Below are 19,503 nucleotides of genomic sequence, written 5' to 3'. Positions count from 1 at the left end.
TCTGCTTCCAGCTGTAAAGAACCCCTTCAGGCACTCCCAATTGCTGCGAAACCTCCTTCACCGGGGTCCCGTCGATTAATATCAGTTTGACTGCCTCCTGTTTGAACTCGGCAGTATAGCGTTGTCTATTCATGGTTGGATCCTCTTTTTAAGAGAATCCCATGTCCAGTTTTCTCAGGACACATCACCTCTACGTTCTACAGAGAAAATGAAAGCACTCCTCATAGCGATGTCCCAACTGATCGTGGTATCTGTCGTATGTGCGAACATATACGAAAAAAGAATGGATTCCTTTGAACGTGATGACTGGCTTTCATTGCAATTTGGTGTCGCATACTGGCATGGCGATTACGGATCCTCGAAATATCTCATCATACAGAGACTTCCTGACGCTCAGTTCCTTCTATCGGTTGTAGTGGGAGGCGACCGAGATTCAGGTCAGAATCTGCCTGTCGCGAAGCGATTCATCACCCTAAAAGAAGTGAACGAAATAAAGGAAAGGATGATCGAGTTTGCTGAAGCCGCTTTTGGGGAAAGAAAGCGCTACGAAGAGCAAATAGGAAAAGAGGACTTACCCCCGGAAAGTCATCACACGACATTGGTGATGAAAGTTTCGCTACCAGGAGGAAATAAGTCTCCCTTAGATGGACTATTTGCTCCGCAGGACACCGGTGAGACTTTTGATTATGGAAAGCCCCTTGTAGTCGCGGCTAGATTTGACTCGAATCAGACTACACACGAGACCTATTCAAAGTTTCTGAACGATTTAATTAATAAGGTAGAACCAGACGCTACTGGACAACGTCGCTAACGCGCCGTGCCAGAGCTCGACGTTCTCCAAAATGAAATTCGTCTTGATATACTTCCTCGTGTATTCGGCCAGCTTCGCTGCTGACCGTATTGCGCCACAAGTCGAATCAATCGATCCCGAAAAGCTTTTACCCGCACTCCATGCTGAAGAAAAATTCAGAACCCATGCTCCGGCGGTTCGCAGGGGGCTGGTAGGTTCGCACTTAACTTATCGCGCTGAATCAGCACAGTGGTTTATCGAGCATGGGACTATAGAAGATGTTCCGTATTTGATCGATGCACTGTCTGACGAGTCTATGCATGTAGGAGCGGGTTACCCTCTAGCAGGAATGGCTACTACTCGCTACTGGGCGAATGTCGCACTCATCGTAATTTGCAAGACTAGCTACGATTACCAGTGGGACTCATCGAAAGAGAAGCGAGAGTATTCAATTTCACTATGGAAGCAGCATTGGGAGCGTATTAAACCAAAGAAAACAGAATCGGAGAACCAGGTGGAGCGCTCAACCAGATAAGCCGCCCGTAAAATTCTAAAAATCACTAGGACTCCAAAGCTTGAAGGCTGGTCGAGTGTCCACTACGTTGGGTAAGAAATGAAAAAAAGCCGCCAACCGGCTGTAGTCGCAGTCAGTCTTTTGCTGTTTGGACTTTTAGTCTATCTCGTATTATCGCAGAGAACTGATAGCCCACAGCCGTTAGGCGATCTCCCAGGCAAAGAAGTTGAAAAAGAAGCTGTTGAGATTGGCCCCATGCATTCCATCTACTTTGTCAACGAGTGCAGCGATGTCATTGTAGTCAAAATAGAAGAAGAGAAGAAAGTATTTAAGCCCCAAGAACGTGCTTACTTAAGACTGCCTATCAAACTGGATAAAGGAAAGATAAGTGTATATCGAAAGTCGGAATCTGAGACCAAAATCGTATACGAAAGTATTATCTTCCTGTCTGAAAAAAGATCTATCATCATGACAGCCAGCGAGAAGCCAGATGGAAGCTTTAAACTTTTTACTGAAATAAACCCAAAGACTTAACAAGCCGCAGGTGGCAACGGCTTGGCTTCGCCACTCCTCACCGTTCATCAAAAAACAAAAAATGAAATCAACCAAAATACTACTAACATGTCTTACATTGCTCGTTTCTTCCGACCTAGCTGCAGAAAAGAAAAGTGAATGGATATCGAGTGATTTTGACAGCATCTTCAAGATCACAATGAACACTGAGCACCTCGTGCAAAGCCGTTCCATCACCTATCTTCCAGAACTACCTGTTACGCTTGACGAGTTTGATAGCTACACGATCACATTAGAATTTGAATCGAAAGAACCGGTCTGGAACACAACTGGTATTGTTTTCGGCGGAAATGAAGGAGATTATCATATTTTGCTTATCAACAGTTCAGAGAAGTGGTTTACCTATGCATCTCACAAGGCAAGAGACCTAGGCGCGAATTGGAGAGACTATATCTTCCGATTAGGTTCCGACGCAATTGATAGTTCTGAAAACGAAATTCAAGTTGTGAAAAAAAGTCAGAATATTTATTTTTACATTAACGGAAAGCGTGTCGGTCAGTCCAAGCTTCCTGAACTTGCTGGGAATCGAATTGGTTTTTACGTCAATGGGGAGAAATCCTTAGTGAAAATCAAATCCATCGCACTCCAGACCAGATAAGATGAACCAGGCGGAAGTGGCAACGCCGTAGGCGCGCCACTCCTTTAATGTTCTACAAAATGATACACCGAATTACCATTTTACTGATCGTCTTATTCTTAGCAGGTTGCAATTCGCAAAGAGATCAAGTCGTGTCCGAAAAAAGTGAAGCAGCAAGGTCGGAGATTAAAATCGGAGACGACATCTTTGAAGCGAAAAATAAATTGGTCACTAAAGGGTTCGGGATTAAGTATGGTCCGGATTTCCCGACGAAAACAGAACGCTACCTAATGATGATTGTGGATTATGGAGTTGATCCTAGCGGACTCGAAGTTTTCAAGTATACAGTTGGAATTGAAAGCAATGCTGATCCGATTAGTGGAATAATCAAAGCGACACCGGAAGGAAAAATCACGAGCATCGAATAAAAAAGTAGAACCAGCCGGCTCAGGTCAACCCATGTAAGCTGCTCGAAAATCCGAGAATCACTTGAACCACTATGCCCGCGGTCGGTTGCGAAGCTCGATAAGCGAATGAAGCAACGATCCAGATACTGTCTCATCTTTTTCATATGCCTGCTCTCATGGGAAGTGGAAGCGCAGCCGCTCATGTCCCATATGGAGGAGGGTGATCGAATTCAGATACAGATGGAGATGTCCAGCTGCTTTCGTGTTTTTGATAACATCTACGAGTTTGAGATGATAGGCGGGGAAACCATATGCACCGCTTTGCTACGCCCCGACCGGGATACCCCAGAGAAGCACTCGGCAATTGCCGCCCGGCCGAAGATCTTAAGTAAGCCCGAAATTAAAGGCATTGACTCGGAGATTACTGGTTTCCGGAGAAGTACAAATCCAAAGCCATTGGAAACCAGGACTGATGACGGAGTCACATATATGCAACGTGGAGAACGCTACAGCGCATCGACGACTTCAAGTAAGGTGACGCTGACCTTCTATGAGAAAGGGGAAAAGATAATCGAAGAGAGTATCTATAATCCTGACTTCAATCGCTATTTCAGCAGTGAGCACCCGGGCTTGAGGGAATTACTGAAGGTGATGCAGCAAAGCATCAAAGACGAACCGCGCTGAACGACAGAGCACAACGATGAGTTTAGAGACCGTAACCTTGAATTTCCTCAGTCTGAAACCGTGCGTGGTACGCTCGTCCGGGCGCATCGTGGCCCGTTCTTCCTTCCTGCAGCAGTTGTTTTATTTATTCAGCTGCAAGCGGGTGGTGACTTTTGAAAGGGAGAAGCGCTATATAGAAATCTACCGTAAGACCTGGTGGTTCAAAAAAGCATCCGACTTCGTTTGTTATGACCAGGTGAGCGACGTAAGCTTTGGTTTTGAGGATTGGAACGACTTCGGTTTTGAATTCTGGCAGGATGGGTACGAGAAAATATGGGTGTCTCTCGAATTGAAAAATTCGGATGAGCTTGTGCCTCTGGTATGCTTCGAAGGTGAGGGATCGCGCGAAACAGGTATTTTCGGAACACTGCTGGGCGATTCCATCTTCGATTTCCGTGGGAACCAGCAGGCGCTGGCCTCGGAATTTTACAACACGGTCAAAGACGAGTTGGGGATGTGGTCACGCTAGGTCCGGCCCTTCTTGCTGTACTTTCTACGGGACGATCAATTGATCCGCTCACCCAAATCCTGAATCAGGGCAATGAGTATTTCATTTTCGCCGCCAAGCTTTCTTGCGGCTTCGATGGCGGCTGCGGTGTGGCGCCCGGCCTCGGCGCGCGCGCCCTCGATACCGTGAAGGGCCACGTAGGTGGATTTGTTCGCCGAAGCGTCGTTGCCCACGGGTTTGCCCATGGTTTCGGCGTCCGAGGTGGCGTCGAGGATGTCGTCGATAATTTGAAAGGCCAGGCCGAGATGGGTGCCGACCAATCGCATGGCCTCGACTTTATCCTGACCGGGGTCGCTGAAGCGCAGGCCCATGAGCAGGGCGGCGGTGAGGAGGGCGGCGGTTTTATTCTCGTGGATGTAGTGCAGGGTCCCCGCTTCCACAGCCTTGCCCTCGTTTTCAATGTCCTCCATCTGCCCTCCGATGAGGTGCTGGCTGCCGCTGGCGGTGGCGAGGTCGCCGATCAGCGCGGTGGCGAGCTTCGGGCAGTCGTCGTAAGTGTGCGCAAGCAGTTGGAAAGCATAAGTGAGCAGGGCATCGCCGGCGAGAATGGCGGTCGCCTCGTCGAACTCCTTATGGCAGGCGGGGCGGCCGCGGCGCAGGTCGCTGTTGTCAACAGCTGGTAAATCGTCGTGGATGAGGGTGTAGGTGTGGAGGCATTCCACGGCGACGGCAGCGGCCAGAGGGTTGTGGCCGGTGGGGAATAATTCACTGGCCAGTATGAGCAATGCCGGACGGATCCGCTTCCCGCCCGCTTCCATGGAGTAACGCATGGCCTGATGCAGCCGGGTCGGCCGGGTCGCTGCCGGAGGAATAAGAGTATCGATACCCGTCTCCACGCAATTACGCAACTCCTGCAATTTTTCTTTTAATGCCTCATTCACTAACTTACATTGAGCGAACATCTTTATGAAGGAAACGCCAATATTTGAAGAAGTTTTCTCACGTATGCTCGGTTTGCCCGGTTTCTGGCTGAAAGTGCTGGTAGGAGGCCTGCTCTCCTTCGTGCCAGTTGTCAATTTTCTGGCATTCGGTTACCTTTTGCGACTGGGCAAGGGGGTTCGGCGAACGGGGCGTGTCGCCTTGCCGGATTGGGATGACTGGGCCGGACTTTTTACTGATGGTCTCAAGTTTGCCGTGGTTTGGCTTGCCTACTGGCTGTTGCCGCTCCTCCTCGCACTGGCGTTCTCCGTATTGTTCAAAGCGGTCGGATTGGGTGCGCTGGCCTGGCTCCTGGTCTTAGTGGTTTTTCTTCTCTCGCCCATCGTTTTCAGTGCGGCGCTGTATCGTTATCTGTCGCGCTCTGATTTTAAGGACCTGCTGGATGTTGTGCTGATTATCCGGATGGCTTACGGAGCCTTCCACCGGCTGATTATCCCGGCCCTGGTTTTTACCGGTATTTGTGCTGTGGTCTTACCGCTTTACGGCTTTGCCATCTTCTTCGGCTTTGTTGTTATGATCGCCTATACGGCATTATCCTTTCGAGCCATGGAACAGCGCCGGACGGTCGCCCTTTAACCTGAACATTTAACACACATGCCATCCAAGACCTCAAAGAAAGAAAAGTCCGAACCCAGCCATTGGCCCGTTTATCTCTACGGGGCCGCGATGGCATTCCTCGGGATGCTCCTCGGGATTATTTACATGATGTCTTTCCCACTTAAGGGCTATTCCAGTTTGGAAGAGCGCAAGGTGGAAATGGAGGCTCGTGAATCACTCGATCCGGTTCCCGGTGATGCCTTCTATATCGAAGGGCCGACGCTGCGGTCACGCACATGGGAATTAAAACGCAAGGAGTTGATCGAAGGGACGGCCCAGACCATCACTTTGTCGCCCGGTGAGATTAACGCGTGGTTCGGAGCCAATTTTCGCAGCTCCGTACCGGTGACCGAGGAGGAAAGTTCCGGGCTGACCTTGGTGCCGGATGTTCCCAATCTCGGGATTAGCGAAGAAGGAACGCTCTATTTGAACCTGCCCTCCGATATTACCGGTTACGGGCTGGATGGTGATTATGTATTGAGTGCTCAGGCCCGCTACAGCCGCGGAACGCCGGTGAAATTGGTGGTGGACCGCTTGCAGGTGGGTGGAGCCGCGATTCCGCTGCCCGGGCAGTTGGGTGCTCAAATGGTCTCGAAGGTCATCAAGGGTTTCAGTGCCGCCGAGGAATACAAAGTGATCCGCGAAGCCTGGGACCGGGTACAGTCCGTAGAGATTAAGAACGGCGAACTCGTTCTCACATTGGATACGCCCTGATGGCTGTCGCGTCCGGCAAGGTAATCGTCAGCTGGTTTCTGGTGCTGGTTCTGCTACTGCCTGCGCAAGGACAGAGCCCGGAGCTTCGCTCCGCCGGCAATGCCCAGTATGAAATTATCGGCCTGGATGCCCGTTCGGTCAGTTATGTCGATGAATTGAGCAGCCACGTGGTGAAGGTGGCGGAGCGCTATCTCGATGCCGGGGCGCTGCAATTTCCGCAGCGTATTCTCGTGAGTTTGAAACCCGAGAAGTATGCCGAATTCGAGGGCGACTACCAGGTGCGGGTGGGGGAGCGCGGGTTTGTGAATCTCGACCTGCGTTGGGAGGCGTCCCTTGGTCTTCGTACCACCTGCCGGGCCTTGACCGAGGCTCTCCTGGTGCGGTACTCCGTTTTGAATTACGGGGACGAGGGGCCGAATTTTCTACCGGAGTGGCCCGTGGCAGCTATCGGAACGAAGGCTTACCTCAGCCTGCGCCCCGCCCAGTCGATCAAGCTGGCCGCCTGGCTGGCGCCTGAAAGCACTCCCACTGTGGCGACATTGCTTCAGCGGAAATGGAAAGATACCATCGAGGATAGCAATGGCTACGCGCTGCTTTGGGCCATGGAACAGATCGGATTACCGCGTCCGAAAGTCCGCACCTTGATGGGCCAGAGCCTCGCCGGGCTCGATATTTCCGAGGCGCTGCTTTCATTGATTCAACCGGCTGATCCGGCGGCAGGGAGCCTGACGCTCGATGAATGGTGGACTGCTTCGTGGGTGGGTTTGCTGACTCCGGCGGACGAGCCGATGGAAACGATGGTGGTCTCGCGTTTGTGGATCGGCGCGCTGGCGGACCTCTCCAATACGGAATTCAAGGAGCTGAACTTAAGCCAGCTCTGGGATGAGCGCGAAAATGAAGCACTACGGGAATTGATCGAGGCCCGCTACGAAATTTTGAGACTGCGCATTGTGCGGGTGAATCCGGCTTATTTCAATGCGGCTCGATCCCTGGGCGCGCTCTTCGAAACGTATTTGAGAGGCACGAAGCGACACAAATACGTGCACCGTTTGACCGGCTTTCTGGGCGACTTCGAGGACAGCAAGGTGCTCGAAGAAGCGATCGGGAAAGCGCTAGGCCAGACAAGCGCTGAAGGCGCTGGCCAGTGAATCGTAGGCGCCGGCATCGGCCTGGGGTGCAATTGTGCTGCCCGGTTCCGGCTGGCAGAAGATATTTTCCAGATCACTGATGCGGCAGGAGAGGGAGTTGTCGGCAGCGCGCATGGCGGCACCAAGGCCCACCGAGCCGCTCACGGCGAGGCGCTGGACATTGGCCTGAAAGACATCGGCAATGACCTGGGCGATGGCATCGTTCCTGGAGGCACCACCGGTCAGATAGATAACCTCGGGGCTGAGCTGCATCCAATCGCTGCAAAGTTTAATGTTGATGGCCTGTCCTTCGACGCAGGCACGAATGGCCGCATCGGGCTCTTCCCAGTTTTGGAAAGCTTCCGTGCCCTGGAGGATCGGGGCATCCAGATCAATTCGCGGGCTGATTTCGGAGCGGAAGAAAGGCACCATGACATTACCGTGGTTGCCGATCGGAGTCTTGGTGAAAGCGGCGGTGAACTGATCCCAGTCGTAGTTGAACTTATCTTTGACTTCCTCCCGGGCCAGGGAGCCGTTGACGAAGCACTGCAGCGACATGGAACCTCCGGTGGGATTACCGAAGACATGGCCGCAACCGTTGGGGTCGGCCACGACTTCGGGCATGGCGGCGAAAAAGGTGTCGGAGGTGCCGAGCGAGATGACCAGCTTGCCCGGCTTACTGGCCCCCATGCCGACGAGACTGCTGGGATTGTCGCCGGTGAAGACGGTGATCGGCGTTTCGGCCGCGAAGCCGAATTTTTTCACGAAGTAGGGCGCGATCTGGCCGGCAACCGTCGTGCCTGGCTGAACGGCAGGAAGTTTTCCGCCCAGGTTCGGGGCGGTGGCCTCGAGCAAATCTTCATCCCAGGACCAGGACTGGATATTGAGCAGGTTCATGCCAGCACCGTCACCGGTATCGATGGGCGCATCGGCCCCGCAAAGTACCGAGCAAAGAAAAGAACTGACAAGATGAATGCGTGCGGTCGCAGCGTAAGCTTCGGCGTCCTGTTTATAGAAGCGGCGAATCTGGGGTCCGGTGAAGCGCTCAATCGCGATGGAGCCGGACTTGGCACAGACCTGATCGTTGCCACCGACGGCGGCAGCAATCTCCGCGCACTCTTCGCCAGTCGAGCTGTCCATCCAGATCGGGGATGTCTTTCTGGTCAGGCAGCGTTCCAACTGACTCGAGAGGGAGTCTTCGGATGAAAGCGAGGCGAGGGCATCGAGCCAGTTCTCATTCAGATAAACTGAACCGTGCTGCTGTCCGGCGCCGGAAATGGCGGCCACTTTCGACAGGTCGCAGTGCTTGCCGAGGGCTTCGAGTAGCATTTCCAGCGCGTCGAGCCACATACGTGGGTCCGAGTGCACCTCGCCGTCCGGGCCGTCCGGAATGAAACCCTGGGGGGCTTGGTATTGCGGAAGGTGTTCGCCGAAGTTTACGGATGCTTCCGCAACAATTTTTCCGGCTTCCGTATCGATGACGATGGCGGAGCAGCTTTGCGTGGAGGAGTCGATGCCGAGTGCGTAGGACATTTGGGAGTGGGAGTGAGAGTGAGAGTGAGTTAGGGGGATAAAAAAAGTGAGAGTGAGGCTTCCGTGTAAAACACTTTCACCTGCACTCTCACTCTTTACAGTGGTGGATTCGTTTTAAAGAAACTCATTCACCAGGTTTTCGAGCATTTCCTGGCGGCCACTTGCGACGGAGGGCTCTCCGTTGGAAAGGGCGATCTGCTCGATTTCTTCAAAGCTGCACTGGCCGGATTCAATCTTCTTGCCGAGGTCGCTGTCGAAGCTGCTGTAGCGCTCCTTGACGAAGTTGTCGAGGCGGCCGTCGGCGCGGATCGCCGATGCGATCTTCAGGCCGCGTGCGAAAGAATCCATCCCGCCGATGTGGGCGTGAATGAGATCGATCGGCTCGTGCGACTCGCGGCGACGCTTGGCGTCAAAATTGAGACCACCGGTCTTGAAGCCGCCCATCTCGAGGACCTTGAGCATGACCTGGGTGGTCATGTAGATGTCGGTGGGGAACTGGTCAGTGTCCCAGCCAATCAGCTCGTCGCCGCGGTTGGCGTCGATGCTGCCGAGCATGCCGGCGTTGATGGCCACGGTAAGCTCGTGCTCCATGGTATGGCCGGCGAGGGTGGCGTGGTTCGTCTCGATGTTGAGGCGGAACTTGTCCATCAAATCGTATTCCCGCAGGAAGTTCAGGCAGGCTGCGGAATCGGAGTCATACTGGTGAGTCGCGGGCTCGCGCGGCTTGGGCTCGATATAGAAGGGGCCGTCAAAACCGATCTTCTTGGCGTGGTCCACCGCCATGTGGAGGAAGGCGGCCAGGTGGTCGAGTTCACGCTTCATGTTGGTGTTGAGCAGGGTAGAATACCCCTCGCGGCCACCCCAGAAAGTGTAGCCGAGACCGTCGAGCTCCTTGGTGCATTCGAGAGCCTTTTTCACCTGGGCGACGGCATAGTTGAACACATTCATGTCCGGAGAAGTGGCCGCACCCTGAGAGTAGCGCGGATGGGCAAACAGACAGGCGGTGCCCCAGAGAAGCTTCACGCCGGTCTCCTGCTGCTTTTCCTTGAGCTTGGCGACGACGGCTTCGAGGGCCTTGTTGGACTCGGCGAGATTATTGAGCTCGGGAGCAATGTCGCGGTCGTGCCAGCAGTAATACTCGATCCCCATTTTTTCGAGGAATTCAAAGAAAACATCGACGCGGCTGAGGGCATTGTCGACCGAGTCGGAGCCGTCGTCCCAGGGCATTTGCGCGGTGCCGCCACCAAAGGGGTCACCGAGAACATTACGCATGACGTGCCAGTAAGGTGCGGCAAAGCGCAGGTGCTCTTTCATGGGCTTGCCGTCAACCAACTCATCGGGGTTGTAGTGCTTGAAAGCAAACGGGTTTTTCGAGGTAGGGCCCTCGTATTGTATTTTATCGCAGTCGAAGTATTGCATAGTTTTTATAGGTTAAGACGGGTTGGAAAGGGGCGTAAATTGTAAAAATCCGGCGGACGTTTTAGAACGTCGGCTGATTACATGTAGTAGCGGACGTAGGCTTCGTTGCGCATGTCCTGGAGCCAGCGCTCCTGCGTCTCACGGGCGATTTCACCGACAAGTACATTTTCAATGATGTCGCGCACCTGTGAGATCGGTTGAATCATCTCCTCACGCTTGTCTTCGGCGTAGAGAATAAAGATGGTCTCATTCAGTTCGATGGGCTCGCTGTATTCACCTTCTTTCAATTTGAAGGCGGCATCGCTGAGTTCTTTGCGAATGTCTTTCCGCTCGATCCAGCCCCAGTCGCCGCCGCGGCGGCTCATCTCATCCTGGCTGTACTTGCGGGCGATATCGCCGAAGTTCCCGCCGGCCTTGAGCTCGCTGATGATTTGTTTGGCCGTTTGACGCAGAGGAACGAGGCCTTCATCGGCCATCGGAGTGAGGATAATCTGGCGCAGGCGCAGTGCTTCGGCCTGGTAGAAGCGGATTTTATTTTCCACGTAAAATTCTTCGATACGCTCGGGACTGATTTCGGATTGTGATCTGCGGTTTTCCTGGCGCATCACATTGACGACCACGCGCTCGTAGATGCTCTTGCGAAAATCCCGAGCCGTTTCACCTCGCGTGCGCAGGTATTCGAGAAAACGGGCGCGGTCGCCATCGAAGTCGCGCTGGATCACCTCGTCGTATTCCTGGTCGATATAGGACTGCGGAATCAACAGGCCCTTTTCTTCGGCCGCTTTCACGATAATGATCCGGTCGATCATATTTTGCAGGACTTCGCGGCTGAGCTTGTCGAGGCGTTGACTGAAGTCCTGTGCGTTTCGGGATTCGACCCGCAGGCGGGGAATGATCGGCTCCAGTTCGCGGCGCAACTCTTCCACCGTGATAATCTGTCCTTCCGCAACAGCGGCGATGCCATTGCCGAGGCGGAGTAGTTCAGGGTCTTGTGCCGGCTGGGTCTGTGTGTGACCGGAAAGGGCGAGCAGCGCCGAAATTGTGCAGATGAGGGTGGTGCGTTTGAGCGTCATAGATTTCAGAGTGCGGCTTGGGCAAAGCAACATCTGAGCTAATGTAGAAACGGCAATATAACGGTCAAGCGGTAAAGGCCTGGCCATTCGATATACCGAGCGCTCTTGAATCTAGCGGTCCACCCGCGCGCCGCCGCCGCCTTTGATCTTTTTCACTTCCTTGAGCGAAGCCATGGTGGTATCGCCCGGAGTCGTCATGGCTAGCGCCCCGTGGACGCAGCCATAGTCGACCGCTTCCTGCGGGTCATTCTCGCTGAGGAAGCCGTAAATGAAGCCCGAGGCAAAACTATCGCCCCCGCCCACGCGGTCGAGAATCTCAAGGTCAGGAAATTGAACGGACTCGTAGAATTCGCCGTTGTGCCAGGCCATGGCCGCCCAATCGTTGACCGTGGCCGTCTTTACTGCACGCAGAGTGGTGGCGGTGGCCTTGAAATTGGGGAATTCCTTGGTCGCGGTCTTGATCATGCTTTTGAAGGCCTCGACCGGAATGTGGGAGATGTTCTCGTCAACCCCCTCGACTTCGAAACCGAGGCAAGCGGTAAAGTCCTCTTCGTTGCCGATCATCACGTCGACATACCTGGCAATTTCCCGGTTCACTTCCTGGCATTTTTCCAGACCGCCGAAGTCTTTCCAGAGGGAAGGGCGGTAGTTCAGGTCGTAGCTGACAATAGTACCGTGCTTCTTCGCACATTTCACCGCTTCCAACACAACGTCCGGAGTGGTCTCGCTGAGCGCAGCGTAGATGCCTCCGGTGTGGAACCATTGAGCGCCGCGACGACCGAAAATCTCCTCCCAGTCAATGTCGCCCGGCTTGAGCTGGCTGGCTGCGGTATTACCACGGTCCGGGCATCCCACGGCGCCACGGATGCCGTAGCCGCGTTCGGTGAAGTTCAGGCCGTTGCGAACGGTGCGGCCAATGCCGTCGTATTCCACCCATTTGATGAAATCGGTATCGACGCCACCCTGCAGAATGAAGTCCTCAACCAGCCGTCCCACCGGATTGTCGGCAAATGCCGTGACAACCGCGGTTTTCAGCCCGAAGCAACGCCGGAGACCGCGCGTGACATTGTATTCGCCGCCACCTTCCCAGACGTCGAATTTCCGGCTGGTGTGCACGCGGTTCTCGCCCGGGTCAAAGCGCAGCATGACCTCGCCGAGAGAGACGCAGCCGTATTCACAGGATTCCGCAGGTTTGATATCAATAGCCATGATTTAATAATTATTTAATGGTTTTTTCCGAAGCAACTACATTTTGCTTTCATGCATCCGCACAAGCTCGTTCATTCACCGCTTGTTTTAGGTGGGGCGCTTCCCGATTGTCAAACGAGGTTTTGTCGTCCGGGTGGATTTGTCGTGCATTCGTCGGGCGAGTTCGCTGTCTTATGCAGGCTATGAAAATTGAATCGGCTAAATTACGGGCAAGTGCGAAGGGCCTGGAGGAATGCCCTTCGTCCAACCTGCCGGAATTTGCCTTTATCGGGCGTTCGAATGTAGGCAAGTCCTCCCTGATCAATGCGCTGACGGAGTGTAAAGAACTGGCGCATACTTCCAGCAAGCCGGGCAAGACCCAGCGCATCAACCTTTTCACGGTGAACGATTCATGGACATTGGTGGATTTGCCCGGTTACGGGTATGCGAAGCTTTCGCGGGAAAAGCAGGGTGAGTTCAATCGTGAAGTGAGTGCTTATCTGACCGAGCGCGAGAATCTCAAGCAGGTGATGCTTTTGGTGGATTCGCAAATTGAACCACAGGGCGGTGACCTGTCGTTCGCCTTATGGCTGCAGGAATGTGGCGTGCCCTATTCGGTTGTGTTCACGAAGACCGACCGCGGTTCCGACAGTAAAACCGCAAACCACAGCGGGCAGTTCCGGGCTGAGCTGGAGGCATATGGCCTGGAGCCCAACAAGATCTTCATGAGTTCCGCCAAGACAAAGAAGGGCCGTGGTCAGATTCTGCAATGGATCGAGCAGCAACTTCCCAAAAAGCCCAAAAAGAAGAAGGGCACGGCGATCAACCTCAAGTGGATGAAGTAATATCTCTTGGCAAAGCACATAATACCGTTGCGTCCTTATTTCATCGACTGACTTTTACTGGCAATATGATCGAATCTGAGCCCACAAACGGAGTATGGACATTCGTGTCCATTCGTCGCATCGCGAATTGAGATGCATTTCGAATTTAGAAAAGTTCTCCTTAAGCGATCAATCGGGACAAGAATGTCCCGACTCCGTATGCTGCCCGTATTTCAACACCCCCCTATACCACGCCGTAGTCTCACATAGAGCGAAGGCGGGTATACCACCAGTAAAAGTCACACAGTGGTATTATTTCGTTAAAAAGACACATCCCGCATTTCGATCGCCCTGTTTTTCACGAGCGAGGCTACGTGGTCTGAGTTCGAATGGAAACGCCTGCAAAAAAGAAGCGCAAAACAAGAGTCTTGCGCTTCCGGAAAGGTCGGCCTGTGTCGGCCTGCTCGCATGATCAATGCCGTTTAGCCCGGCAGGAATTCCTTACGGTATTCGTACTGGGAACGCAGCATGCGGTTGGCTTGTTCGCTGTTGGTAAACTGCTGAGTCTTCGGATCGAACTCAAGTTTACCGGGAACCCCGAGTGCAATCGTGCCGAGTAGGGCAGTTGCGGTAAAGTCGGCGGCATATTCGGCGATGTTGCCTCCCGGTTGCGTCCCGGTCTTCACACCGTTCACCCATTCCATAAAGTGGCTCTTCTCGACCGGGCGCGGAAGGGTTTCTTCCGGGAAGCCGTTATTGGCACGCAGTTCCTTGTGGTACTCGCGCGGGCGGAAGGAGGGATACATGCTGTAGAGGCTGGCGAAAATGGAGGCCTTTGTGCCTACGATGAAGCTGCCGTTGGCCATGCCCTTCTTGCCGGTGGCTTCGTCGGCAAGAATCTTGTCGGAATCCACAAAGGGAATGTCGGAGGGGCGCCGGTCACCATCCATCCAGGTCAGCTTAACCGGGCCGCGGCCTTCGATGCCGGGGAATTCGAAGGTAATGGTCGATGCCTTCGGTAGGTAAACATCACTACGTCCGGAAACATCCGCGCTGACCGCCGTAGGCAGACCGAGCTGCAGGCCGCTGTAGGATGCGTCCATGGAGTGGCAGGCGATATCGCCGATCGCCCCGGAACCGTAGTCCCAAAAACCGCGCCAGTTGAAGGGGGCGATGCCCGGGCTGTAGTCCCGTTTCGGGGCGACGCCGAGCCAGAGGTTCCAATCGAAGCTGGCGGGCACCGGCTGCTTCTTCGGCCAATTATTCAGCCCCTGAGGCCATACCGGCCGGTTGGTCCAGTGGTAAGCTTCGTAAACATCGCCCGCGAGCCCGGCTTGCACCCACTCGCGAATGTTGCGCCAGCCGTCGGCAACGTGCCCCTGGTTGCCCAGTTGTGTGATCACACCGGCTTCGCGGACGGCATTCTTGAGAACCATGGCCTCCTCAAAGGTGCGGGTCAGTGGTTTTTCGCAGAAGATGTGCTTCCCGTGGGCGAGGGCCCAGAGAACGATCGGGTAGTGCATGTGGTCGGGCGTCGCGATGGAGACGGCCTCGATCTCTTTACCCATTTTGTCGAACATCACCCGATAGTCCTTAAAGCGCGGAACGTTGGGATACTCCTTGTAGGTTTCGGCCGCACTTGCGTCGTCGACATCGCAGAATGCCACGAAGTGCTGTGATGCGAGGCCCTTGATGTGGGCCTTGCCACGTCCGCCCACACCGATAACGGCAATCTTGAGCTTTTGTGAGTCGGCATCGGGGAGTGCTCCGAGCCAGCTCGGCATGGCAGTGGCGGCGGCACCGAGGCCGGCCCATTTGGAAAAAGTTCTGCGGGAAATGTTCATGGGATTTACTTTCGGTTAAATTGTGTGCGGAACAATAACTTTTTTGAATCTTTCTGCCGAATAATTACACTGTGGCAAACAACTTGTTCCTTCCTGCGTGGAATCGTGTGATGTAATTATCGGGTGGCCGGGATGGTGTCGACGCCACCGGTTTCCGGATTTTCCACGAAGAGCCCGGCGAGTTGACCGGCATGTGCGCCCAGTTCATCGACCGTCATCAGCATGGCTGTGGTGGACCAGATATCCGCCCAGGCCGCCGATTCGTGGAGCACCCATACCCTGGGGTGGCGATAGGCTTCCTGGTGACCTGCGGGTGAAATGATGTGTTCGTTTTGAATGCCGCTTCCGGACGCGCTCAATGCCTGGTCCCTGAGGGTGACGTCTTTGGTTTCATTTTTTCCGCTCAGGCCAATCGTCCATTCCTGCGGGCCGAAGGCGAGGTGGGTGCTCGCGCCGGCAGAGATGATGCCGGATTCGATGTCCCAGTCCCGGACAAGTTCCCTGACCCGATCGAGAGCAAAGCCTTTTCCCACGCCACCCAGATCAATCTCCCTGCCCGGTTCGTTGCAGTGGATGGCGGGGCGGTTCGGGACCATGGCGAGCTGTCCCGAGAGCTCCGGTGGTTGGCCGTCCTCATTTCTCTTTTGGTGCTCGATCTGACGTCCCAGGGTCACATCGAAGAGTCCCATGGTTTGGGCCGAAGCTTCCAGGCTGAGGCAGAGGCAATCGTAGCATAGCTCACTGAGAAAAAGCGTCTGCCCGGCCTCCATATGGTTGATTTGCCAGACATCGCTGCCAGCCCGGTAGCGGCTGAGTTTGTTTTCAATCTCGTCGATCAAATCGATTGCACAGGTGGCCGCGCTCTGCGCCTGTTTTTTGTCCTGATGCTGAAGGCGAAGCTTGAAGGTGGTCTTCATCGCCTTGTGTTCAAATGTATGTGTCGGGGTCATTCGTTCGGCGGTGCTGTCCAGGCGTCCCAGATTTCTTTTTTCAAATAGAGGTTGATGGGTACATTACTTCGTAACGTTCTCGGAAGTTGCGTGTGGGTGTCACCATACAGTTCGTTGGCAAGGCGGGTATGTTCCGGCATGGCGAAGATAATGGGGAAACTTGCAATATCCTCTGTCGGATCGGGCCAATAACCCACCAGTTCGAATTCACGCAAGTACCACGGTAGCGGCCAATAGGACGAGCCGACCACTGCGATCGGCTCGATGGACTGGTCTTTGGTAAACGCTTCCAGATCATTCAGCCAGGCGGGCAGCTGCGTCATGTTCTTGCTGGTGGGCACATAAGCATAGGGGTTGTCGGCGTGGTTGGAGAGGCGCCCGCTGGCCTGCAGGCTCTGATGGGTTTGGTAGAGTAGACAGAGCCCGAAACAGCCATACAAGAGTGCCGGTTTCAACAAGCCTGAAGGCCGGATTGTTCTGGAGAAGACGAAGCCGCCCAAAAGACAGGCCAGAGACCATGGCAGTAGCACCAGCCAGGGCGTTTTATAAGCAATGAGGCTGTAAACCAGCAGATGGGCGAGTACTGAGAGGGCAAGGAATGTCACCACCGACAATCCCCGCTTCTTGCAGGCGACCATGACGCAGGCCAGAACTCCGAGCAGGGCAAGGCCCGCCTCGCTCCACCACATGCCGAGCGCGTGTTTGGGGAGCAGGAGCATACTGAAATAGTAGCTGAAAGGCTTCTCGTGCCCGAAGGTCGTTTCATAAACGAAGTAGGTGCGGAAGGCATCGATGAGCGTCTCACCGTAAAATATGGCTCCGGTAAGCAACATGCTGATGCTGAACCATAGCGCGGGTTTGAGGTAGCCCGTGAGCTGTTTGGGCGGGGTGGACGCCTCGGCGCCAAGCCGCATCAACCACCAAGAGGCGACTCCGGCCAGAGCCCAGCAGAATAGTGAAATCACGACGGTTTCCTTGGTGGCGAACATAAGGCCGGCAGCCACCCCGGCGAGAACGGCGCGCAGAGGGGTAGGTCGTTGCACCACGTAATAGACCCCGGCGGCGGTGAGCATGCCGAAGAGGGCCACCCAACTCTCGTGAATATACATCCGGTTATAGTAGACCAGCAATGGCGAGCAAGCGAGGAGGGCGGCGGCGCCCAGAGCGGCACGGGGGCCGATGACCTTCAACCAGAGCAAAGGGGTGAGTACCAGCAGCATCCCCGCGATCACGGCATTCGTTCGCAGCATGTTCAAACTGAGCGCCTGCCAGCTGTCTTGGCCAAATATCTTGGCGAGCGGCCAGGTGCTGAGGGAAAGAAAAGGGCCGTGGTAGTGGGTCGGGTCAAAGCGGTAGCCCTGTTCCTCGAATCTCTGGGAGAAAATATGAGCTCCGGTCGCTTCATCAAAGTGAATCGGGCGCGCATCCAAATCATCGATACGGAGCCATAACGCCAGCGCCATGACGGCAAACCAGCCAATCCATATAAAGCAACGTTCTCGCATGGTGAGTATTGCTAAGAACATATTCAGGTTCCGCAATCACGCTTTGCCTTGATGTCGGCATGGTCGTTCGACTAATGTCAACAGGTGCCTGACTCAGAGCAAACTCTTGTCCTTGTGATGCCCGTGTGGAACGACTCGGCGCGCCTGGCGAAATTCGGGCCGAAGATGGCCGAAGCCCTGAGTCAATCCGAACTCCCCGTCCGGTGGATCGTCGCGGATGACGGTTCCTCCGAAGAAGAAAAGACTCAGGTCAAAAAACTGGTCGAATCATTTCGTGAAATTTACCCCGGAGTGGAGGCGATGTGCTTTCGTGAACGCTCGCATAAGGGAGGCGCGATTTATTCCGCATGGGAGGCCTGTCCTGAGGCCACCTGGCTCGGCTTCGTCGACTGTGATGGCGCTGTGGATGCGCCGTCGACGGTTCGCCTGATGGAGGCGGCTCTTTCAAGCGGTGCCGAAAGCGGTTGTGTGGGCGTGCGGCACAATTCAGAGCAGACTCCGCTCCAGCGCCCGCTCGGACGGCTGATTTCCTTCTATCTCTTTTCCTTCCTCGTGCACGCACTGATCGGTATTCGTTTCGAGGATACACAGTGTGGCGCCAAGTTTATCCCGGGAGTGGGGTTTCGCGAAGTTGCGGAAAACCTGCGCGAGCGGGGCTTTATCTTTGATGTCGAACTACTGCTGGCCCTGGACCAGGCCGGTTACACCGTGAATGAGATGCGTATCCCCTGGCGGGAGATTCCTGGGGGCAAGGTGCACCCGCTCCGCGACGCCTGGGCCATGATTGCCGGGTTGTTGCGCATTCGCCGACGGATGCGTTTGGGTGCGTATTGACTTCGCCCGGGAAAGTCCTGTTCTAATCATGCTTCCACTGTCACGATTCCCCTTATGAAGACACAGAAACTTCTACTTTTTTTTACAGCATTTCTCCTGTTCGGGGCAGTTTCCCTCCAGGCGGACAAGAAAGCGGAGCCATGGATCAAGGCACTCCTGGTGACCGGTGGGTGTTGCCACGACTACAACCAACAGCGGGAAATCCTGCCGGCAGCGGTCGATTTGAAGTCGAAGCTGAAAGTTGAATGGACGATTTACCACCAACGCACCTCAAAAGGGAACCGTAAGCTGGCACTCTATAATAATCCGGACTGGGCCGACGGTTACGACGTGGTCGTGCACAATGAATGCTTTGCCAATATCCCTTCCGGCAACGAGGCTTTTGTGGAAAATATCCTCAGGCCGCATCGCGATGGGGTGCCGGCGGTTTTAGTGCATTGTTCCATGCATTCTTATCGAACCGGCGAGAATCGGGAGGCGTGGTGGGAGTTCTGTGGTCTCTACACCCAGCGGCACGATAAAAGGTATCCCTTCGAGGTCGAGTTGGTCGCCCCGGAGCATGAAGCCATAAAGGGGATGACGAATTGGAAAACGCCGCAGGGAGAGCTTTATTTGATCAAAAAGACTTACCCCACCATGACGCCACTGGCTCAATCCAGGGCGGAAAAAGACGGCCAATTTCACACCAACATCTGGGTGAACGAATATGGGCCCAAAAAGACGCGGGTTTTTGCCACCACGATTGGTCATCACAACGAAACCATGCTACAGGATGAGTACATGGAAATGTTCACCCGTGGCTTACTCTGGGCGATCGGGAAACCGGTGGCCGAAAATATTAATACCACGAAATAAAACGAAGCA

At 54.4% G+C, this 19,503-nt stretch carries 22 protein-coding genes; 13 read left to right on the top strand and 9 right to left on the bottom strand.

Annotation, left to right across the window (positions count from 1 at the left end; all coding sequences use genetic code 11):
- Positions 1–133, bottom strand: a 133-nt coding sequence (locus DDZ13_RS16020; protein WP_146209329.1) for a transposase, incomplete at its 3' end; no start/stop codon positions are given.
- Between the two features lie 75 nt (positions 134–208).
- Between DDZ13_RS16020 and DDZ13_RS10090 the strand changes: the two genes are divergently transcribed.
- The 7 genes from DDZ13_RS10090 (at position 209) to DDZ13_RS10060 (ending at position 4,053) form a co-directional block, all read left to right on the top strand.
- Positions 209–811, top strand: coding sequence for a hypothetical protein (locus DDZ13_RS10090; protein WP_110131331.1), 603 nt, complete (start codon positions 209–211; stop codon positions 809–811).
- Between the two features lie 31 nt (positions 812–842).
- Positions 843–1,325, top strand: a complete 483-nt coding sequence (locus DDZ13_RS10085; RefSeq protein ID WP_110131330.1) for a hypothetical protein — start codon at positions 843–845, stop codon at positions 1,323–1,325.
- Between the two features lie 78 nt (positions 1,326–1,403).
- Positions 1,404–1,838 carry a hypothetical protein gene (locus tag DDZ13_RS10080; RefSeq protein ID WP_110131329.1) on the top strand — a complete coding sequence of 145 codons (435 nt, stop codon included), beginning with the start codon at positions 1,404–1,406 and terminating at the stop codon, positions 1,836–1,838.
- 61 nt (positions 1,839–1,899) lie between these two features.
- On the top strand, positions 1,900–2,475 hold the full coding sequence (locus DDZ13_RS10075) for a LamG domain-containing protein (RefSeq protein WP_146209328.1): 576 nt from the start codon (positions 1,900–1,902) through the stop codon (positions 2,473–2,475).
- Positions 2,476–2,534: 59 nt separating this feature from the next.
- Entirely contained in the window at positions 2,535–2,882 is a 348-nt protein-coding gene (locus tag DDZ13_RS10070; RefSeq protein ID WP_233246136.1) for a hypothetical protein, read from the top strand.
- Between the two features lie 105 nt (positions 2,883–2,987).
- Positions 2,988–3,545, top strand: a complete 558-nt coding sequence (locus DDZ13_RS10065) for a hypothetical protein (protein ID WP_110131326.1) — start codon at positions 2,988–2,990, stop codon at positions 3,543–3,545.
- Between the two features lie 16 nt (positions 3,546–3,561).
- Positions 3,562–4,053, top strand: coding sequence for a hypothetical protein (locus tag DDZ13_RS10060; RefSeq protein ID WP_146209326.1), 492 nt, complete (start codon positions 3,562–3,564; stop codon positions 4,051–4,053).
- A gap of 35 nt (positions 4,054–4,088) precedes the next feature.
- On the opposite strand, the gene DDZ13_RS10055 is transcribed toward DDZ13_RS10060, so the two are convergent.
- A complete protein-coding gene (locus DDZ13_RS10055; protein WP_110131336.1) occupies positions 4,089–4,973 on the bottom strand; it encodes a polyprenyl synthetase family protein in 885 nt (294 codons plus the stop codon).
- Positions 4,974–5,037: 64 nt separating this feature from the next.
- On the opposite strand from DDZ13_RS10055, the gene DDZ13_RS10050 reads away from it, so the two are divergent.
- Genes DDZ13_RS10050 through DDZ13_RS10040 form a run of 3 tightly spaced genes read left to right on the top strand, consistent with a single transcriptional unit; the run spans position 5,038 to position 7,490 of the window.
- The gene (locus DDZ13_RS10050) at positions 5,038–5,607 is read left to right on the top strand and encodes a DUF4013 domain-containing protein (RefSeq protein ID WP_158279879.1); all 570 of its coding nucleotides are present in this window, start codon (positions 5,038–5,040) and stop codon (positions 5,605–5,607) included.
- 18 nt (positions 5,608–5,625) lie between these two features.
- Positions 5,626–6,342: a hypothetical protein gene (locus DDZ13_RS10045; protein ID WP_110131323.1), complete on the top strand. Its 717-nt coding sequence runs from the start codon at positions 5,626–5,628 to the stop codon at positions 6,340–6,342.
- Positions 6,342–7,490, top strand: a complete 1,149-nt coding sequence (locus DDZ13_RS10040) for a hypothetical protein (protein WP_110131322.1) — start codon at positions 6,342–6,344, stop codon at positions 7,488–7,490. Before DDZ13_RS10045 ends, DDZ13_RS10040 begins: the two co-directional genes overlap by 1 nt.
- Here the strand turns inward: DDZ13_RS10040 and DDZ13_RS10035 are convergent.
- The 4 genes from DDZ13_RS10035 to DDZ13_RS10020 form a co-directional block, all read right to left on the bottom strand.
- On the bottom strand, positions 7,455–9,002 hold the full coding sequence (locus tag DDZ13_RS10035; protein ID WP_110131321.1) for a xylulokinase: 1,548 nt from the start codon (positions 9,000–9,002) through the stop codon (positions 7,455–7,457). The two genes, DDZ13_RS10040 and DDZ13_RS10035, sit on opposite strands and share 36 nt — an antisense overlap.
- A gap of 114 nt (positions 9,003–9,116) precedes the next feature.
- Positions 9,117–10,421, bottom strand: a complete 1,305-nt coding sequence (gene xylA / locus DDZ13_RS10030; protein WP_110131320.1) for a xylose isomerase — start codon at positions 10,419–10,421, stop codon at positions 9,117–9,119.
- Positions 10,422–10,498: 77 nt separating this feature from the next.
- Positions 10,499–11,494: a peptidylprolyl isomerase gene (locus DDZ13_RS10025; RefSeq protein WP_158279878.1), complete on the bottom strand. Its 996-nt coding sequence runs from the start codon at positions 11,492–11,494 to the stop codon at positions 10,499–10,501.
- Positions 11,495–11,605: 111 nt separating this feature from the next.
- Positions 11,606–12,703: a sugar kinase gene (locus DDZ13_RS10020; protein WP_110131318.1), complete on the bottom strand. Its 1,098-nt coding sequence runs from the start codon at positions 12,701–12,703 to the stop codon at positions 11,606–11,608.
- 182 nt (positions 12,704–12,885) lie between these two features.
- On the opposite strand from DDZ13_RS10020, the gene yihA reads away from it, so the two are divergent.
- Positions 12,886–13,527 (top strand): ribosome biogenesis GTP-binding protein YihA/YsxC, encoded by a 642-nt coding sequence (gene yihA, locus DDZ13_RS10015; RefSeq protein WP_158279877.1) that lies wholly within the window; start codon positions 12,886–12,888, stop codon positions 13,525–13,527.
- Between the two features lie 461 nt (positions 13,528–13,988).
- On the opposite strand, the gene DDZ13_RS10010 is transcribed toward yihA, so the two are convergent.
- The 3 genes from DDZ13_RS10010 to DDZ13_RS10000 all read right to left on the bottom strand — a co-directional run bounded on the left by DDZ13_RS10010 (position 13,989) and on the right by DDZ13_RS10000 (position 17,826).
- Positions 13,989–15,350, bottom strand: coding sequence for a Gfo/Idh/MocA family oxidoreductase (locus DDZ13_RS10010; protein ID WP_110131316.1), 1,362 nt, complete (start codon positions 15,348–15,350; stop codon positions 13,989–13,991).
- 116 nt (positions 15,351–15,466) lie between these two features.
- On the bottom strand, positions 15,467–16,300 hold the full coding sequence (locus DDZ13_RS10005) for an FAD:protein FMN transferase (RefSeq protein WP_110131315.1): 834 nt from the start codon (positions 16,298–16,300) through the stop codon (positions 15,467–15,469).
- Positions 16,297–17,826: a flippase activity-associated protein Agl23 gene (locus DDZ13_RS10000; protein WP_110131314.1), complete on the bottom strand. Its 1,530-nt coding sequence runs from the start codon at positions 17,824–17,826 to the stop codon at positions 16,297–16,299. Before DDZ13_RS10000 ends, DDZ13_RS10005 begins: the two co-directional genes overlap by 4 nt.
- A gap of 96 nt (positions 17,827–17,922) precedes the next feature.
- Here DDZ13_RS10000 and DDZ13_RS09995 point away from each other — a divergent pair, with 96 nt between their 5' ends.
- Positions 17,923–18,639, top strand: a complete 717-nt coding sequence (locus tag DDZ13_RS09995) for a glycosyltransferase (protein WP_110131313.1) — start codon at positions 17,923–17,925, stop codon at positions 18,637–18,639.
- Between the two features lie 54 nt (positions 18,640–18,693).
- The gene (locus DDZ13_RS09990; protein WP_110131312.1) at positions 18,694–19,494 is read left to right on the top strand and encodes a ThuA domain-containing protein; all 801 of its coding nucleotides are present in this window, start codon (positions 18,694–18,696) and stop codon (positions 19,492–19,494) included.
- Positions 19,495–19,503: the final 9 nt, after the last annotated feature.

This window comes from Coraliomargarita sinensis (assembly GCF_003185655.1).
GTDB classification, from domain to species: Bacteria; Verrucomicrobiota; Verrucomicrobiia; order Opitutales; family Coraliomargaritaceae; genus Coraliomargarita_B; species Coraliomargarita_B sinensis.
The sequence above is the reverse complement of the archived record's forward strand: the minus strand, read 5'-3'. Positions and strand labels throughout refer to the sequence as shown.

Bases quoted from the DNA above. Each gene is read 5' to 3' on its own strand.
- DDZ13_RS10090 (WP_110131331.1), top strand. From the start codon at position 209: ATGAAAGCACTCCTCATAGCGATGTCCCAACTGATCGTGGTATCTGTC.
- DDZ13_RS10085 (WP_110131330.1), top strand. From the start codon at position 843: ATGAAATTCGTCTTGATATACTTCCTCGTGTATTCGGCCAGCTTCGCT.
- DDZ13_RS10080 (WP_110131329.1), top strand. From the start codon at position 1,404: ATGAAAAAAAGCCGCCAACCGGCTGTAGTCGCAGTCAGTCTTTTGCTG.
- DDZ13_RS10075 (WP_146209328.1), top strand. From the start codon at position 1,900: ATGAAATCAACCAAAATACTACTAACATGTCTTACATTGCTCGTTTCT.
- DDZ13_RS10070 (WP_233246136.1), top strand. From the start codon at position 2,535: ATGATACACCGAATTACCATTTTACTGATCGTCTTATTCTTAGCAGGT.
- DDZ13_RS10065 (WP_110131326.1), top strand. From the start codon at position 2,988: ATGAAGCAACGATCCAGATACTGTCTCATCTTTTTCATATGCCTGCTC.
- DDZ13_RS10060 (WP_146209326.1), top strand. From the start codon at position 3,562: ATGAGTTTAGAGACCGTAACCTTGAATTTCCTCAGTCTGAAACCGTGC.
- DDZ13_RS10050 (WP_158279879.1), top strand. From the start codon at position 5,038: ATGCTCGGTTTGCCCGGTTTCTGGCTGAAAGTGCTGGTAGGAGGCCTG.
- DDZ13_RS10045 (WP_110131323.1), top strand. From the start codon at position 5,626: ATGCCATCCAAGACCTCAAAGAAAGAAAAGTCCGAACCCAGCCATTGG.
- DDZ13_RS10040 (WP_110131322.1), top strand. From the start codon at position 6,342: ATGGCTGTCGCGTCCGGCAAGGTAATCGTCAGCTGGTTTCTGGTGCTG.
- DDZ13_RS10035 (WP_110131321.1), bottom strand. From the start codon at position 9,002: ATGTCCTACGCACTCGGCATCGACTCCTCCACGCAAAGCTGCTCCGCC.
- xylA (WP_110131320.1), bottom strand. From the start codon at position 10,421: ATGCAATACTTCGACTGCGATAAAATACAATACGAGGGCCCTACCTCG.
- DDZ13_RS10025 (WP_158279878.1), bottom strand. From the start codon at position 11,494: ATGACGCTCAAACGCACCACCCTCATCTGCACAATTTCGGCGCTGCTC.
- DDZ13_RS10020 (WP_110131318.1), bottom strand. From the start codon at position 12,703: ATGGCTATTGATATCAAACCTGCGGAATCCTGTGAATACGGCTGCGTC.
- yihA (WP_158279877.1), top strand. From the start codon at position 12,886: ATGAAAATTGAATCGGCTAAATTACGGGCAAGTGCGAAGGGCCTGGAG.
- DDZ13_RS10010 (WP_110131316.1), bottom strand. From the start codon at position 15,350: ATGAACATTTCCCGCAGAACTTTTTCCAAATGGGCCGGCCTCGGTGCC.
- DDZ13_RS10005 (WP_110131315.1), bottom strand. From the start codon at position 16,300: ATGACCCCGACACATACATTTGAACACAAGGCGATGAAGACCACCTTC.
- DDZ13_RS10000 (WP_110131314.1), bottom strand. From the start codon at position 17,826: ATGTTCTTAGCAATACTCACCATGCGAGAACGTTGCTTTATATGGATT.
- DDZ13_RS09995 (WP_110131313.1), top strand. From the start codon at position 17,923: ATGCCCGTGTGGAACGACTCGGCGCGCCTGGCGAAATTCGGGCCGAAG.
- DDZ13_RS09990 (WP_110131312.1), top strand. From the start codon at position 18,694: ATGAAGACACAGAAACTTCTACTTTTTTTTACAGCATTTCTCCTGTTC.